This window comes from Haladaptatus sp. AB618 (assembly GCF_024136965.1).
Taxonomy (GTDB): domain Archaea; phylum Halobacteriota; class Halobacteria; order Halobacteriales; family Haladaptataceae; genus Haladaptatus.
Map to the genome: position 1 here is coordinate 684,773 of NZ_JAMYJX010000001.1, position 16,736 is coordinate 701,508.

At 62.1% G+C, this 16,736-nt stretch carries 15 protein-coding genes; 7 read left to right on the top strand and 8 right to left on the bottom strand.

Translation table 11 applies throughout. The annotated features are described in order from the left end of the window. The first annotated feature begins 539 nt into the window (after positions 1–539). The gene (locus tag NKF26_RS03610; protein WP_253225380.1) at positions 540–1,280 is read left to right on the top strand and encodes a hypothetical protein; all 741 of its coding nucleotides are present in this window, start codon (positions 540–542) and stop codon (positions 1,278–1,280) included. 22 nt (positions 1,281–1,302) lie between these two features. Here NKF26_RS03610 and deoC read toward each other — a convergent pair whose 3' ends face one another. Continuing rightward, the gene (deoC, locus tag NKF26_RS03615; protein ID WP_253225381.1) at positions 1,303–1,938 is read right to left on the bottom strand and encodes a deoxyribose-phosphate aldolase; all 636 of its coding nucleotides are present in this window, start codon (positions 1,936–1,938) and stop codon (positions 1,303–1,305) included. Between the two features lie 842 nt (positions 1,939–2,780). On the opposite strand from deoC, the gene tgtA reads away from it, so the two are divergent. From tgtA to NKF26_RS03635, 4 genes are all read left to right on the top strand, one after another. Continuing rightward, positions 2,781–4,253, top strand: coding sequence for a tRNA guanosine(15) transglycosylase TgtA (gene tgtA, locus NKF26_RS03620; RefSeq protein ID WP_253225382.1), 1,473 nt, complete (start codon positions 2,781–2,783; stop codon positions 4,251–4,253). Positions 4,254–4,644: 391 nt separating this feature from the next. Beyond that, complete coding sequence (locus NKF26_RS03625; protein WP_253234000.1) at positions 4,645–5,043, top strand: SPW repeat protein; 399 nt, start codon at positions 4,645–4,647, stop codon at positions 5,041–5,043. 140 nt (positions 5,044–5,183) lie between these two features. After that, the gene (arcS, locus tag NKF26_RS03630) at positions 5,184–6,935 is read left to right on the top strand and encodes an archaeosine synthase subunit alpha (RefSeq protein WP_253225384.1); all 1,752 of its coding nucleotides are present in this window, start codon (positions 5,184–5,186) and stop codon (positions 6,933–6,935) included. A 102-nt stretch (positions 6,936–7,037) separates the two neighbouring features. Next, a complete protein-coding gene (locus tag NKF26_RS03635; RefSeq protein ID WP_253225385.1) occupies positions 7,038–7,841 on the top strand; it encodes a GNAT family N-acetyltransferase in 804 nt (267 codons plus the stop codon). A gap of 607 nt (positions 7,842–8,448) precedes the next feature. Here the strand turns inward: NKF26_RS03635 and NKF26_RS24035 are convergent. From NKF26_RS24035 to NKF26_RS03645, 3 genes are all read right to left on the bottom strand, one after another. After that, positions 8,449–8,571, bottom strand: a complete 123-nt coding sequence (locus tag NKF26_RS24035; protein ID WP_256486587.1) for a hypothetical protein — start codon at positions 8,569–8,571, stop codon at positions 8,449–8,451. 90 nt (positions 8,572–8,661) lie between these two features. Further along, positions 8,662–9,732, bottom strand: a complete 1,071-nt coding sequence (locus NKF26_RS03640) for an archaeosine biosynthesis radical SAM protein RaSEA (RefSeq protein ID WP_253225386.1) — start codon at positions 9,730–9,732, stop codon at positions 8,662–8,664. A 15-nt stretch (positions 9,733–9,747) separates the two neighbouring features. Beyond that, positions 9,748–10,170, bottom strand: coding sequence for a VanZ family protein (locus NKF26_RS03645; protein WP_253225387.1), 423 nt, complete (start codon positions 10,168–10,170; stop codon positions 9,748–9,750). A gap of 408 nt (positions 10,171–10,578) precedes the next feature. Here NKF26_RS03645 and NKF26_RS03650 point away from each other — a divergent pair, with 408 nt between their 5' ends. After that, a complete protein-coding gene (locus NKF26_RS03650) occupies positions 10,579–12,882 on the top strand; it encodes a PQQ-binding-like beta-propeller repeat protein (RefSeq protein WP_253234001.1) in 2,304 nt (767 codons plus the stop codon). Between the two features lie 275 nt (positions 12,883–13,157). Beyond that, on the top strand, positions 13,158–14,372 hold the full coding sequence (locus tag NKF26_RS03655) for a PLP-dependent aspartate aminotransferase family protein (RefSeq protein WP_369682115.1): 1,215 nt from the start codon (positions 13,158–13,160) through the stop codon (positions 14,370–14,372). Between the two features lie 2 nt (positions 14,373–14,374). Here NKF26_RS03655 and NKF26_RS03660 read toward each other — a convergent pair whose 3' ends face one another. The 4 genes from NKF26_RS03660 to NKF26_RS03675 all read right to left on the bottom strand — a co-directional run bounded on the left by NKF26_RS03660 (position 14,375) and on the right by NKF26_RS03675 (position 16,578). Continuing rightward, positions 14,375–14,644: a hypothetical protein gene (locus NKF26_RS03660; RefSeq protein ID WP_253225389.1), complete on the bottom strand. Its 270-nt coding sequence runs from the start codon at positions 14,642–14,644 to the stop codon at positions 14,375–14,377. A gap of 25 nt (positions 14,645–14,669) precedes the next feature. Further along, positions 14,670–15,149 carry a hypothetical protein gene (locus NKF26_RS03665; protein WP_253234002.1) on the bottom strand — a complete coding sequence of 160 codons (480 nt, stop codon included), beginning with the start codon at positions 15,147–15,149 and terminating at the stop codon, positions 14,670–14,672. Positions 15,150–15,231: 82 nt separating this feature from the next. Continuing rightward, positions 15,232–16,197, bottom strand: coding sequence for an aldo/keto reductase (locus NKF26_RS03670; protein ID WP_253225391.1), 966 nt, complete (start codon positions 16,195–16,197; stop codon positions 15,232–15,234). A 117-nt stretch (positions 16,198–16,314) separates the two neighbouring features. Next, entirely contained in the window at positions 16,315–16,578 is a 264-nt protein-coding gene (locus NKF26_RS03675; protein WP_253225392.1) for a hypothetical protein, read from the bottom strand. Positions 16,579–16,736 lie beyond the last annotated feature (158 nt).

Genomic DNA, 16,736 nt, shown 5'->3' on the forward strand with positions numbered 1-16,736 from the left:
CGCCTACGCGGGCAAAAGGGCGACGATTGGGTGGCGTTCGTGCCGCAAACGGTGTGATGCGTGCACACTCCGCGATGGAGAACTCGGGCGTCGGGGACACCCGGTTCGGCGAAGCGCTGGAAACGCGAGTTCGAGAATCCGATCCGGGATGCATTCGCCATCACGGGCGGAACGCCGTTCGACGCCACCACGGAGGGGAAAGACTTCGTCGATGCTGTACGCGCTCCGAGAGGACTGAATCTTCCCCAAATCCTGTCATCGGTTTCGCATCCGACGGTAATGGTTCGTGTCCCTGCACGCGGAGACGACCGAAATCACAGAGAAGGCTGACTCTTTCGGTCACGCCGTTTCGCGCTCAGATTGTCCTTATTCTGTCAGTATTCCGGATTTCGTTCCCTTTTTCGGACACCATTCGATGAGAATCGTAACCGGATTCATTCGACGTTACCCCTCTACTCGCACGATTTAGGCGGCCAACAACAAACTGGCTGTAGCCCAACCAACGGGTGAACCACGCGACTGCGTGGGGGAGACCGAAAATGACACAACACGAACTCGTCACAAGCACCGTCTTACAAGCTGGTGGGCTCCCGGGATGGGTCCAAGACCCCGTTTCGGGGTTCATCGCACTGCTTCCGCGTCTCGTCGGCGCGATCGTCATCCTTCTCATCGGCTGGGTTATCGGTCGCGGCGCGGCCGCCGTCGTCCGCCGAATCGCCGACAGGATCGAACTCGACAGAATGGTACTCGACACGCCGCTCGGCCGGATGCTCGGCGGAACGGAAAGCGCCGTGTCGGGCGCGTTCGGCAAACTCGCCGCGTGGTTCATCTACGCACTCGCCATCCTCGCGGCGGCGAACGTGCTCGCCATCTCCACGCTGTCACTGTGGGTTTCGACGGCCGTCTCGTACCTTCCGGCGCTGATCGCCGGACTGCTCGTCATCGTGCTGGGCTTCGTCGTGGCCGACTTCATCGGCGACGCCATCATGCGAACCCGCGCGGCGACCCACACCGACTACACGACGTGGTTCGCCACGGGTACCCGGATGTTCCTGTACTTCACCGCCATCGTCATCGGCCTCGATACGATGGGAATCGACGTGGGCATCCTCTACCTCTTCGCTCGCGCCCTCGCGTGGGGCGTCGCCGCCGCCATCGCCATCGGTGCCGGTGTGGCGTTCGGCTGGGGCGGACGGGACTACGTCGCCGAGCACATCGACGGCTGGATGAGCAGCGCCCGACAGGGCACGCCCAGTCCGCAACCGAGCGACGACGACTGAGAAATGGGTGGGTTTTCGCGGCCTATCCGCGGAAATCCTCGACGATTTCCACGCCGCTGCTCGCGCCGATGCGCTCCGCACCGGCGTCGAGCATGGCCTTCGCTTTTTCGTAGTCGCCGATACCGCCGCTGGCTTTGACCGGCAGGTACTCCGCCATCAGTTTCACGTCCTCGACTTCAGCGCCGCCGTCGGCGAACCCAGTCGAGGTCTTGACGAATGCCGCGTCGGCCTCCTTCGCCAACCGGCAGGCATCGTGTTTCTCCTCGTCGGTGAGGAGCGCCGTCTCGATGATGACCTTCACCGGGACCGGCACGGCGGCGACGACGTCCTCGATATCCGCCCGCACCGCGTCGTGTTCGCCCGCCTTCAGTCGTCCGACGTTGATGACCATGTCCAGTTCGTCCGCGCCGTCGTCCCACGCGACCACCGCTTCCTCGCGCTTCGCGTCCGTCGCGTGCTGCCCGTGCGGGAACCCGACGACCGTTGCGAGCGTCACGTCCGGTTGGTACTCGGCCGCCTCGGCGACGTAGCACGGCGGAATACACGCGTTCATTCCGTACTCCTCCGCTTCGTTCATCACTTTCTTCACGTCCGAGAGGGTCGTCTCCGGTCCCAACACGGTGTGATCGATTTTTTCCGCGAGTTCGGCTTCGTTCATAGCCGGTGGGATGGACCCGCAGGGTAAAAATCCCGCTATCACGATGGTGAGAAATGGGTGTTTCGTGAGTTGGTGGCGGTTCGGTTCCTGTACACTTGCGACGAACCGACGTTTTCGATTCTTCCGCGGCTTCTGCTGCTGAGATGGAGACTTCGTCACGCTCGCTTCGTCGAGGTGATTTCGATTCGGTTGCGATTGCACTCGCTGGGAAGCGGTCCTCGAAAGCCCCACCCGCCCGGTTCACGAGGACTTCGCGTACCGCAGCGGCTGTTCGTATCGATCAGCTCGTCCAACAGGGTGGTGCGCGGGCCAGCACGCCCTCGGATGAACGCTATCCTCGGTCCTGCTGGCTATCGTGCGAGGGATGAGCGGAACGACTGACAAGGAGTCATTCGAAAATCTTCGATTTTCGTGATGCCGTCAGAACAGCTGTTCTGACTTCCAGCCAGAAGCCGTTGGCTTCTGGCGATGCCAAAAACCTCCGATTTTTGAGCATGAAGCGAATCGGTTGGGGAGGGGTGTGGTGCGGAAGTGGTCGGGGTGGGACTTCTGAAAGACTTCGTCTTTCAACTCCCCGCTCGTTCCTCGCGGTGGCTTTCGGGGCGGTCTGCTTCTTGGTAACTGCAATCACAAACCGACCAAGATCAATTCTGACTCATCGTAGCGAGCGGGCGGGGGCTTTCTCCGTCTCCCTCGAAGATGCTGTGCTCTCGATAAAACTACCAAACACCCCAGTTCAGAGTGAACATCCGGAAACAGCCCCAAACGACCACCCAACGAATCGAATCCATCGTCCATCCCGTAGCGCAACCCTTACCCACGCGCTCTTGCAATCGCGGGTAATGAGCAGAGAGAACTTCGAGATCCGCGACCAGGACGGCGGGGGTCGAATCGGCGAACTCACCGTCCCACGGGCGGGCGTGACGGTGGAGACGCCAGCGCTGTTGCCGGTGGTCAACCCCCACATGCAGACGGTCGAACCCTCGCGACTCGAATCCGAATTCGGCGCGGAAATCCTCATCACGAACTCCTACATCCTCTACAAGAGCGAGGATTTCCGCGACGAGGCGCTCGATGTCGGCCTGCACGAACTGCTGGACTTCGACGGGGCCATCATGACGGACTCGGGGTCGTTCCAGTTGGCAGAATACGGCGAAATCACGGTGACGACCGAGGAAATCCTGCAGTTCCAACACGACATCGGTTCGGACATCGGAACGCCGGTGGACATTCCGACGCCGCCGGACGTGGACCGCGAACAGGCGGAGGACGAACTCGCGACGACCCAAGAACGCCTCGAACTCGCGGAGACGGTCGATGTGGGCGACATGCTCGTCAACGCTCCGGTACAGGGGTCGACGTATCCCGACCTGCGCGAGGCGGCGGGCCGCCACGCGGAGGACACCTCGCTGGACGTGTTCCCGGTCGGTGCGGTCGTCCCGCTCATGAACGAGTACCGCTACGGCGACATGGTGGACGTGGTCGCGGGGGCAAAACGCGGACTGGGTGCGGACGCGCCAGTGCACCTGTTCGGTGCTGGCCACCCGATGATGTTCGCGCTGGCGGTCGCCATGGGCTGTGACCTGTTCGACTCGGCGGCGTACGCGCTGTACGCCCGCGACGACCGCTATCTGACGGTTCGCGGGACGGAGCAGTTGGAGGACCTCGATTACTTCCCCTGTTCGTGTCCGATCTGTGCGAACCACACGCCCGCGGAGATCCGAAGTCGTGGCGACAAGGAGCGGGAGCGACTGCTGGCGGAGCACAACCTCCACGTCACCTTCGAGGAAATCCGGACCATCAAGCAGGCGATTCGGACGGGCAACCTGTTCGAACTGGTCGAGAACCGCGCGCGTGCCCACCCGGCCATGCTCGACGGCTACCGGGCGCTCGGCGACCACGCGGCGCAACTCGAACGCACCGACCCCGCCTCGAAAGGTGCCTTCTTCTATCTCTCCGGCGAGAGCGCGGCCCGGCCGGAAGTCGTTCGCCACCACCAGCGACTCTCACGGCTGAATCCCGAGGGTCGGGTGCTTCTGACCGAAGGCAACCCGAGCAGTCGCTACGACGAATCGTGGAACGTCGTCCCGCCGTTCGGTCCGTTCCCGCGTGCGCTCTCGGAGACGTACCCGCTCACCGCCGAGATTCCGGATCGGATGGACACGGCGGGGTACGAGTCGGCGGCCCACGGCGTGGCTCGGTTGGTCGAGGAGAACCCGGAGACTGCGTTCACGCTCGCACACCGTGGCTGGCCCGACTCGGCGCTCTCCGTCGTTCCCGATGCGGTGCGAACCGTGGACCTCTCGACCGTTTGAGCGACCGCAGATCCTCGGTGGCATATATATTCCATTAATTCGAAAGCGAAACCATTGGGTCGGGGTCCGTCCTTTATTTCAGGTGCCGGGATGGTATGGGTCCCGGTACTGGACAACTTATATGGCTGTCACGGACTCGCTGTGGAGGGCGAGTATCTTCCCGTGACCAGCGTGGCCCATCCGGGTCGGTGGCGGCGTCAACTCACTTCGACCCGACGGCTACGCTGTCCTTCTCTTCGACCGTTACTTCTCGCGATCAGTAGCGTGGCTACTCCACGGAGCTTTGGACCCCTCGTCGTTCGGATAAACTGCCTGCCATGGAAGCCAGAGTTCCCCTCCGGACGCATACCGTAATAGGAGTGCCGGGAAACCCGGTACGAGGTGACTATCAATGAGTTCGACCAACGAATCTACACCGTCGAAATGGGCGTCCGGTGCGAACGTTCTGCTCGGGTTGTGGCTGTTCCTCATCCCGACGTTCGTTTGGTCGGCCAGTGGCGCGAGCTTCTGGAACGACATCATCGTCGGAGCAGCCATCACCATCATCGGCGCGTACGGCGTGTATAGCGCGACGAATGGCGATTCACCGGCGAACTGGAGCAACGGACTCAACACGCTGCTCGGGTTGTGGATGATCGCGTCCGCGTTCATCTGGGGCGGGACCGCCCTGTTGTTCTGGAACGATATCGTCGTCGGCGTCGTCGTCGCGGTTCTCGCCGGGTTCGCGACGTTCACCGGTTCCGGTACCCGGACGGAGACCAGTCAGGAAGCGAACGCGGGCAGTGAGTAAGCATCGTATCCACCCAGTCGTCGCTTTTTTTCGAAAACGATAGTTCGAGAGGGTCACGGCTCCTGTCGGACATCGCGGTCTCGATGACGAACTCGTGGAGTTACGCAAGATAGTTCAATCCGCTTCCCCGAAACACGGGTATGACCGACTATTTCGAGGTTCACGGCCGCGACGGGGCGGCCCGAATCGGGGAACTTCGCCTCTCCGAGTCAGTGACCACGCCCGGACTCGCTGACGATGTGGTTTCCGACGGCGGAAGCCTCTGGTTCAAAGAGCGCGACGTGCCGGAAGGTGACGAGTCGAAACTGACCGTACTGCCACACCGCGCGTTCCCGAGCGGCACCGACGAGGAAGTGATGGAGTCGTTCGCGGTCGAGTATCCGGACGTGGAGTTCCCGAGCGCCGCCGTCGTCTCCCCGGAGACGGCCGAGGACTTCGGTGCCGACGCCTACGTTCTCTCCGGCGCACGTGGTTTCGTCGGCCACGGAGCGGGTTTCAAGGACGCCGTCATCGAAACCCGCGAGGCGATTCCCGGCGACAGCGCGCTCATGCTGTCGGGCGTCGCCACGCCGGAAAACGTCGCCACGCTGGTGTACGCCGGAGTTGACCTCGTGGACTCCGATTTGGCCGTCGTCAAGGGAACCCAAGGCAAGTACCTCACCACGGAAGGCCAGCACTATCTCGACGACCTCCACGAACTGCCGTGTTCCTGCCCGGCCTGCCAGCGTCCGTTGGACGAGTTCACGCGCGAACACTGCGTCGAACACAACGTCAACGCGCTCCGAGCCGAGTTGGCCATCGTTCGCGAGCGGATCCGTGCAGGGCGACTCCGGGACTACATCGAGGGGCAGGCCCGCCACGAGCAGTGGCTCACCGCGGCGTTCAGAGAGTTCGACCAGGAGTGGAGCTACATCGAGGAACGCACCCCAGTCATCCGCAATTCGGAACTCGCGGCCGCCACCGAGGACAGCCTGCGCCGCGTTGAGATTCAGCGCTTCGCCGACCGCGTGACGACGCGCTATCGAAACCGGTTCGACCGCCCGCTCGTCCTTCTTCCCTGCTCCGCAAAAAAGCCCTACAGCGAATCCCAGAGCCACGGTCAGTACCACGACGCCATCCAGTTCCGCGCGCATAAGGTGTCGATGACGAGTCCCATCGGCGTCGTTCCGCAGGAACTCGAACTCACCTATCCCGCACAGCACTACGATTCGGTCGTGACCGGTCGCTGGAGCGAGGATGAAAAGGAGTTCGTCGCGGAAGTCCTCCGGCGGTACTTGGAGCGAAACGAGTACCCGAGAGTTATCGCGCACGTTCCCGGGGAAGGCTACCGCGACATCTGTGAGCGCGTCGAGGATGCCCTCGGAATGTCGTTCGAGTACACCGTCGAGGACCACCCGACGACGACCGAATCGCTCGCCAACCTCGCGAGCACCCTGACCGGCGAATCGAAGTACGGTAAGCGCGACCGACAGCACAACACCGTCCGGGCGATGGCCGACTACCAGTTCGGCGACGGCGCGGGCGACGAACTGTTCTCGGAACTCAACATCCAGAGTCGCTACCCGAAACTGCGCGTGCACGACGACGACGGCGAGCAACTCGCCGCGATGGTTCCCCAGTACGGAACCCTCTCGTTCACGCTCAACGGTGCACGCCACTGGGTCGAGAGCGGCGCGCCGGTCAAGCGCGTCGAAATCGACGCCTTTGCCCCCCACGGAAGCGTCCTTGCACCCGGCGTCGTGGACGCGGACGACGACATCCGCCCCGGCGACGAAGTCGTCATCGAAGGCCCGAAGGCGTTCGCCATCGGCCGCGCCGAGATGAGTGGCCCTGAAATGGTCGAATCCACCCGTGGCATCGCCACCGAGGTTCGACACGTCGAAGAAAAGTAGGCTGATTCGCTCAGAATTTATAATTCGTTCGCGAGTTTATAATTCGAGCCGCGACTTTTTAGGCGATAAATAATAAATCCCCTCGGGGTGGTACCCTCTCCTATGGGAGCACCTGCCGACCTCGAGTTCGAAAACGCGATTCAACAACGTATCTACCACCACGTCGAGACCAGCGGGGCGGCCACCATCGGGGAGGTTCGTGACGAGGTCCGAATCGACTCGCCGTCCGGGTCGAAACCGGCCCGCTCGGGTACGACCGAGCCACGGGTTCGAATCCCGGCGGAGGAGTTCCACAACTCCGTCGCCGCGCTCGTGGATTCCGGTCTCCTCGTCCAGAGCGAAGGGGAACTTCACCTCGCGATGGACGACGACGTTGAGGAGTACGACGAAACCGACCTGTCGTACCGAATCCGGCAAGCCCACCAGTCCGACTGGCGGGGCATCGAAACCGCGATTCGTGAGGTCGCCGACGAGGGCGCGTCGATTTCCGCCAAGCGCGTCGCGGCCGACATCGGCGACGAGGGTGCGCTCCTCCGGCGCAACGACCGCCGCTCGCGCATGTTCTACGTCGCTACCGTCACCGGCGGCGAGAACGACGGCGAAGTCGCCGGATGGGTCCACTTGGACGCGCCGGAACTCGACGAACTGCGCCACACCGCCGAATTGACCGTCGGCGTCCGAAGCCCCTACCGTGAACACGGCATCGGCGGCCGACTCCTCGAACGCGCGATGAACTGGGCCACTGAGACGGATTTCACCAAAGTTTACCAGAGCCTCCCCGCCACCAACGAAACCGCCATCGAACTGCTGCAGGACTACGGCTGGGAGACCGAGGCCGTCCGTCCGGACCACTACCTCGTCGGCGACGAGTTCGTGGACGAAGTCATGATGGCTCGAAAACTCTGATTCGAGAAATACGTCTTCGATAAACGTGATAAGCCGTGATCTTCGTGTTTTTCGTCAGTCGTCAGTGACGACGAGATATGTTTGGTGATTTCGTGATTGCAGTTGCTAGGAGGCAGATCCCGAAAGCCCTCGCCCGTCCAAGCGAGTGGCGCGCGCGAGAAACGCGTGCGAGGGATGACTGAGCGAGTAGAACGAGCGAGGGAATCGGCTGGGGAGGCGTGTGGGCGGTTGTGGTGCTGTCGTTTGGGTGTCCCCGTGAGCTTGCGAACGGGTGCTCGTCGGAGCGTGTCTCCGACGGTGGATTGAAAGGGGCCGTCCGCTCGCGCATCGTTTAGTCGCTGTGGAGGCCCTATCCGCGCGGGTTGTGTGGAGAGCACGGATATCTTCCACAGCGACCGCGAGCGGGCGGGGGTTTTCGAGGAAGTCTTCCCAGCAACTGCCCCCGTAAAAGTACCAAAATTTCTCCGACGAAACGAGCGTGGCGGAAGTGTTCGAGGACGTTGGTTTCAGTCCGTCTATCGCGTCAGCAGTTTCCACACTGCGCTGACGATGAGTACGCCGACGAAAAGCAGGAGGAACGGCCACAGAGCGACCGGTTCGACGTACATCAGCGCTGTACCTCGGTCGGCGTGTCCGTAGCTATCCACTCCGCGGTTCGCTCCGGGTGTCGGATTTCCACCCAGCCGTTCGAACAGAACACCGTCTCGTACGTTCCCCCTGTCTTGGTCATCACTGCGGGCTGGTACCCATCCCCCCGTCCGATGAATGGCGTGGAACGTACTTTGTTATCCACGCCGTAGCCCCGATAAGTCGGCCCTGACTACCGGGCCAGCGGGAGGCTATAACTCGTTTCCCGCTCCATGACCGCGTCCCACGTGTGCTCACACTCGCAACTTACCTCCTCGAACACGGAGGGGTCCTGGCGCAGGTCGAAGTCCTTGATGGCCTTCTGGACGAGGTCGTCGCACTCGCCGCAGTTGTGTGCGCCACGGTCGCTACCGTGCCCGACGGGATCGGAAACGACGATTGCCGGGGCGTCGGCGGTGTCCTCCAGCACGTCACAGACGCTCCAGAGCCACGGTGGACGGTAGCCGTTCCGGAAGTACAGTTCGTCGACCATCGTGTACCGCTGGACGTTCGTCGGGTTCATCGAGACGGTGTGGGCGTACTCGGCGCACTTCCGGATGGACTCCTTCATATCCTGGACGGCTTCCGGTTCCGAGAGAAACGGCGGCTTCATCAGCAGGTATGCTTTGATACCCGCTCCGACCGATGCGGCGTTCTCGCTGGCCTGGATGAAATCGTCGAAGTCGAAGTACTTGTTCACGCAATCGTGGCGAACGCGGTCGTTCGCCGTCTCCAGCCCGATGGCCACGTCGGTCTCCAGTCCCTCCTCGCGGAAGTCCCGTAGCTTCTCGGGGGTGACGAAGTCCGGCAGGCTCTCCACGACGATCCGGTCGCGGTCGGAAAACGTCTCGGCGATGGCCTTCCGCGTCTCCGCGCCGACTTCGCGCTCGTCCAGGAACGACCCCGAGGTGTAGATTTTGATGAGGCCGCTCTTCTCGTCTGCTCCCTCGCGTTCGTGTTCGAGACAGACGTCGATCTGATCCATCAGCGCGTCGTGGGGGACGCTGCCGCCCTCGACCGATTCGGCGACGTACCCGCACATCGTACAGCCACCGGCGCGTGCCCAGCGACAGCCGCCGGTGTTGAGGATGATGGTCAAACTCTGGTAGACGCCGTCAGGCGTGTTGTCCTCGTCCAACCACACCCGTGTCGGTTCGTGTGGGTCGTAGTGCTTCTCCTTCCGGGCGCGAATATCGCGCATCACGGAGTTGTGGGCGTCCATGCCCTTGCCCCGCTCGTAGCTCTCGGGCGTCGGCGTACTCATTGTCGGAGAAAACGGTTACGAGCGTAAATCGGCTTCGTCTCGTCGGGCGACGCGCCGCGAGCAGGTGAGGGCCAGTGCGCCGACGACCGCTCCGACCGTGTCGGCGAGCGCGTCCCACACCGACGGGTCCCGAGGGACCGGTATCTGTGCAATCTCCATGGCGATACCGAAGACGACGGCCGCCACGACCCCGACCGCGAAGACCACGACCCGTCGATAGTCGGGGCGAGACGCCGAGAGCGCGGCGGCGATGGTGGCGGCGAGCACGGCGTAGCCGCTCGCGTGAAACCACTTGTCCCGGCCGACGACCCCGAGAGGACCGAGTTTCTCCACGCCGACGTCCGGCGACGCGAACACCGAGAAGTAACAGATGACGGTCGCGACGAGAATCACGAGGAGCCATCGGAGGCGGACGGATTCGATTCGGGACCGAGTCATTCGTTCGTCTCATCGTCGGGAGATTTGTAAAGGACGACGGTTCGCCCGCGAGACGAGACCATTCCCCCCGAACGTGGGGCAAATAGCTTCACCGAACCTCGAACCTCGCCGAACTATCGCCATTATTCATCATTATCGGACAGTTAGGTGAGACAACAATAGGGGTTCAACTGACAACGAGTACAACAGTGATTTTAAACTGGAACGAAATGGATGGAAAATTGACCTACTAGCCGATATTACTGATGAATTATCGGAGCCGCACAAATAACAGGGAAATGTCTTTTTCTGACGATGTGACTCACACATGACCTGTGCCGATCCAATCAATTATGCTAGGCAGAAACAACGCGGGAGAGTCCTTAGAAACCTGATAGCAAATAGGGTGCCGTTCCTTCCATGTCTCGTATGCCGGAAGATACACGACGTACGTTTTTGAAGACGGTCGGCCTCGCCGTCGGGGCCACGGGCATCGCCGGTGCAACCGGAACGAACCTCGGCGTCCTCGCAGACGGAGATACGCCCTCCACGCCCCTCCTCGATGATGAGAGTTGGACCACGTTCCAGTACGATGCCGCGAACACCGGTCACTCACCGGGTAGTGCGCCGTCGGAGTATCCCTTCGTCGAATGGAGCAAGCAAATCGGCGACGGTGGAGACATCATCTCCCCGCCGACCATCGTCGATGGCACGGGATACACCGTCGACACCAACGGGACGCTGACCGCGTTCGATTTGGAGACGAGGGAAACCGACTGGCAGGTATCGCTACAGAACGGTACGCCGCAGAAAGACGGACAGCAGACGCACAATCTCAGTCCCACCATCGTCGGTGACGTGGTACTCGCGTCCGTCCACGGCGTCCTCCACGCCCGCAACATCTCTGACGGGAGCGTGCAGTGGACAAAGGCCTTCGACAACGCGGACACGGAAAACAATTGGATCCTCTCCCCGACGACGGTCACCGACGGAACGGTGTACGTCTCCGCGGACGAGGACGGACTGTACGCCCTCGATTTGGTGGACGGATCCGAGCGATGGTCCGTCGACGCCTCGGGGGAGATGTACGCTCCCGCCGTCGTCGATGGGATGGCCTACTTCGTAGCGGACGACGGAATCCACGCCCTTGATGCCGACGACGGTACCGAACAGTGGCACGTCGAAGAAAATCGCAATCCGCACGCAGCACTGACCGTCGCCGACGGCCGTGTCTACGCGGACAATCGGGAGTACGTCATGGCGTACGACGCGGACGACGGAACGGAACGCTGGTCGTACGATGGCTCCGACTATTTCGGCGGTTCGTCCGCGTACGCGGACGGAACGCTGTTTTGTATCACGGAGTCGGGTAATCCGTTCGCTCTCGACGGTGCGACCGGAACGAGGTTGTGGCACTCGTCGGAAGTCGGTGGTTCGTCGTCGTCGCTCAGCGTCGCCGATGGCATCGTGTACGTCGTTAACGACGGCGTGTTCGCCACGAAAGACGAAATCGGTGCGTTCGGACTCGACGCGAAAACCGGCGACGTGTTGTGGCGATACCAACCGCGTGACGTGAGTCACTACGCGTACCAACCCGCGTCGCCGACCATCGCGGACGGGACGCTCTACGTCGGCGACGACATGGGCTACGTCTACGCGCTCGCGCCCACGGCACCGGACGGCACGAACTGGCGGTTCGAAATCGCGTCCGAGACGACAGAGGAATTCATCCGGAATTCGAACCTTTCGCCCGCCGTCGGCGAGGAAACGGTGTACAGCAGAACCGGCTGGGACGTGGTCGCCATCAACGATGAGAGCGGAACGGAACGATGGCGGTTCGAGGAGGAAATCGAACTCTATCTCGCTCCCGTCTCCGCCAACGGAACCGTTTTCGTCGTCGGCGAGGGCGACAACACCGGCGAGGACTTGCTGTACGCGCTGGACGAACAGGCCGGAACGGTGCAATGGAGACACTCGTTCGATAGTCGAGTTCATCAGATAACCGCCTCCGAGGACGGAACGGTGTACGCGTACTCCGACGAACAACTCTTCGCGCTGGACGCCGACACCGGAAAACAGGAGTGGGTCCTCACCGGCGATGATTGCTCGCTCATTCACTCCCCCCGAACCGACTTCGTCGTAACCGACGACGACATCCTCTATGGGGCGTACAGCCACCTCTACGCGATCGACCGAACCGACGGGACGATTCGCTGGTCGGTGTACCACCGTCTCATGTACACCGGTCTCGCCGTCGAGGACGGAATCGCCTACGTCGGCGTCAACGGCACGAGCGACGACGAACCGAACAACGTGTTGGCGTTCGACGTGGCCGACGGAAGCGAATTGTGGAGTACCCAAGTGACAGACATGCCTATCGACGGAATCGCCGTCGACGGCGATTCCCTGTACGCGACGCTCGGGTTCGGGGAAACACCGCTACTCGTCCAACTGTCGGCCGACGACGGAACCGAACGATGGCGATTCGAGGGCAACGCGGAAGGAGATGGCGTCGTCACCGCACCCGTCGCCGTGGACGACACCGTCTACTTCGCGGCGAACAGGCGGGTGTATGCGTTCGACAGTGACGGGAACCGGACCGAACGCTGGGAGACGACCGGCACGATAGCCGAATCACCCGTCGTCGCGGACGACGCGGTATACGTCCCGAGCGTGGAACAGGTCGGTAGTGGACTCCTCTGCTTCGTCTACTCCTTCGACCGCGACGAATAGCGACGGGCACGCTCCGGACCCGTTTGTTTCTCCTCGTCTTGGCGTGACCGTTCTTCCGTCGCCGACGCGGCCATTCCAACCGACCGGAGCGCACGCGCGCGAGCGAATCGCCGTCCGAAATCGCTGATTCGACGCCTGAGTTTAGCCGAAACATCTCGGAAAATTTTCATCCCGATGTCTCACGATAATTCAGAAAGGATCGCCATTCTCGCGGCGCATGGCAACATATGCCGGATCGAAAGCTTCTAAGTCTGGTTCTCGAACGGGACGATAGGATGTCCGACGAATCCGGAGACTCCCCGAAATTCGAAACGATGGCGGTGACGCACGCGGAACAACCGCCTCATCACGAACGAGCAGGCGACGTGACGATGCCGATTCACCTCGCATCGACGTACGAGGCGGGCGGTATCGACCCGGACGTGGGTCTCGAGGATTTGGATCCCGACGAGAACCAGTATCTCTACTCGCGTCTCGCCAACCCGACTCGCAATGCGCTTGAACACCGACTTGCGGCGCTCGAAGGCGGCGACTACGGGATGGCCTTCGCCTCCGGAACCTCCGCAATCGTCGCCACCATCACGGCGTCGGTTCGGCCCGGCGACCACGTCGTCGCGTTCGACGACCTGTACGGCGGCACCAAGACGATGCTCAAGGAGTTGTTCCGCGAGCGCCTCGATGTGGCCGTGGATTTCGTGGACGCCCGGGACACCGACGCCGTCTCCGACGCCGTCCGCGACGACACCGCCCTCATCTGGATGGAGACGCCGACGAACCCCCTGCTCCGACTCTGTGACATCGAAGCAATCGCCTCCATCGCCGAGTCCGTCGATGCGACCCTCGGCGTGGACAACACCTTCCTCTCGCCGTACTTCCAGCAGCCACTGGAACTCGGCGCCGACGTGGTCGTCCACAGCACGACCAAGTACCTGAACGGCCACAGCGACTCCATCGGCGGTGCCGTCATCACGGACGACGCCGACCTCGCCGACGAAATCGGCTTCCTCCAGCAGGTCGGCATGGGCAACATGCTCGCGCCGTTCGACGCCTTCCTCACCCTCCGCGGGTTGAAAACGCTCCCGCTCCGGATGCGTCAGCACGAGTCCAACGCCGCCGAAATCGCCGCGTACCTCGACGAACACGACGCGGTCTCGACGGTGTACTACCCCGGACTCGAATCCCACCCGCAGTACGAACTCGCCCAGCGTCAGATGGACGGCGGCGGTGGCGTCCTCTCGTTCGAAATCGACGGCGGCCTCGAAACCGTGGAGCGCTTCGTCGCCGAACTGGACGAGTTCCCGTTGGCCGTCAGTCTGGGCGGCGTCGAATCGCTCATCGAGCACCCGGCGAGCATGACTCACGCGCCGCTGACGCCGGAAGAACGCGAGGAAATCGGCATCTCGGATTCGTTGTTGCGCGTGTCCGTCGGCGTGGAACACCCGCAGGACCTCATCGCCGACCTGGAGTCGGCGTTCGAAGCGCTAGAATAGCCTTAGAGGTACCAGAACACCGCCATTCCGACGAGGAACGAAACGGCGGCGAGGGCTAAAATCGCGAGTCGCTGTACTGCGCTCGCGGACTCCGGGTCCGCGACGCGGTTCGGGCCACGGAACTGCATGACGCCGATGGCGACGAGCGGTAGCCCGGCAATCGATCCGAGTATCGCGTACGGCGAAACGAGAGTGGAACCGACGAGAAATGCGAGGGCCGTCGTGACACCGATAATGATGGACCCGATTCCCCGCTTTTGATGCCGTTCCATACCTGAGGCTCCTCGTTCGAATCAGTTAGTCGTTCGGTTGTCTCGGTGACACCCGTTTCGAACCGAGTGCACCGGTGAGGGCACCAACCAGCAGCAGACAGACGACCGTCCCGGCGACGACGGAGGTGTCGCTGTCGGCGACGAGCCATTTGCCGAGTTCCGCGACCAGTCCGTCAGCCCCGACGAACAACGCGGCCCCTCCCGCGAGAATCACGAGCGATATGGCGGCGGTGAGCAGTCCGTGAACCCCACCGCGAACCGAATTACCTCCCACGAACTTCCCCGTGACGTAGCTACCGACCGGAAACGCCAGCGTGCTGGCCAGGGCCGCCGCGCCGAACAGCGTGTCGAACACGCCGACGAGCACGAGGAGCGCGGGAACGAGATGCGCGCCGAGCGTGATGATCAGTCCGACCGCGACTGCCCCGCCGTCGATTCGGGAGGGTGCCGACGGTCGACTCTTCGCCCGGCGAACCCTGGTCAACGGCGGATCGTCGTCGCTCATTCGTCATCGCCCCGTTCGATGGTCGGTACCGTCCATACTATCGAATCGTTCGCTCTCCATCAAAAACGCTTGGCTCCGGAGATTACGCCGATTTCGCGTCCGTCAGTCGCTTGAACTGGTCGTCGGTGAGCGACACCTCGGTCGCGGCGAGGTTCTCGTCCAACTGTTCGACGGTTCGTGCGCCGATGATGGGTGCGGTGACGGCGTCGTGTTCGAGCAACCACGCGAGGCTGACCTTCGCGGGCGTCGTCCCGATTTCGTCAGCCACTTCTTCGACGACGTCCAGCACGTCGAAGTTCTCCTCGGTGAGGTAACTGTCGCGGAACTGCTGGTCGGTCGCACCGCGGGTGCCCGCCGCCGGTTCCTCGTCGCGTTCGTACTTGCCGGTCAGGAAGCCACCGGCCAGCGGCGACCACGGGATGATACCGATGTCGTAATCCTCACACATCGGGATGTAGTTCGGTTCGGTTTCCCGGTTGACGAGGTTGTAGCGGGGCTGTGCGAGGCGGAATGGCTCGTACTCCATCTCGTTAGCCTTGACGACCTTCCACGCGTTGGGTTCGAGCGTCGAGGTGCCGAGATAGTTCACCTTCCCGTCACGGACGAAGCCGTCGAGCGTCCGCATGAACTCGCCTGCGGGCGTTTCGTCGTCCCAACGGTGGATGTAGAGCAGGTCGACGTAGTCGGTGCCGAGGCGGTCCAGAATGAGGTCCATCTGTCGTCGCAGGTGCTTCCGGGAGAGACCGCGGCCGTTCGGGTCGTCCTTCCGGGTCGGCCAGTATATCTTGGACGCGATGATGAAGTCCTCGCGGTCACGGTCGGCGAGCCAATTTCCGATGTATCGCTCGCTCTCCCCGTCGCCGTACATGTCGGCGGTGTCGATGAAGTTCCCGCCCGCGTCGGCGTAGGCGTCGAGCAGTTCGTGAGCACGGTCCTCGTCGATTTCGACCTCGCCTTCGTCGTTTTCGTGACCGAATCGCCACGTTCCGAACGCGATTTCGCTTACTTTCGTTCCGGTGTTCCCCAGCGATACGGTTTCGAGCTCCATATCGCATCGTATTCGTGCATGACGGTTAAATCGAGCGAAGGAAGGCGACTGGCCGAGCAGAACGGCAGGGACCGGAGGGCGACAGCGGGGACTCGAATAGGGCGGACCAGTGGTCTGTTACTTCCGTCCGTACGCGTGTCCGATGAGGAGGGAGATGACGTTACAGCCAAGCAGGCAGAAGAAGACGGTCATCTCTGCGTCAGAGAGACCATTCAGGAGTAAAACGAGATAGCAGAACGGAAAGACGACTGCCGACCAGAAGCCAACGAACTGGATCGGCGTCGTCAGCGAATGCTCGTTGAATCGTGCGTGCAGTGCGGTGAGTTTCCGGCGGCCGACGGCGAGCGACTCACCATCGTTCTTGTAGGTTGTTCCCGACATGGTAGCACACCCGTGCCCGGCTAAATCGTAGACGAGATACCCCTTATAACGGGCAGAGCGTTGGGATGGATTCACACCGTTTACCGTTGATGAACGGACCTGTCTATCTCCCTCTAACTCTCCCAAATCGTCCTATTTGATTTAAAATCGTTTTTGAA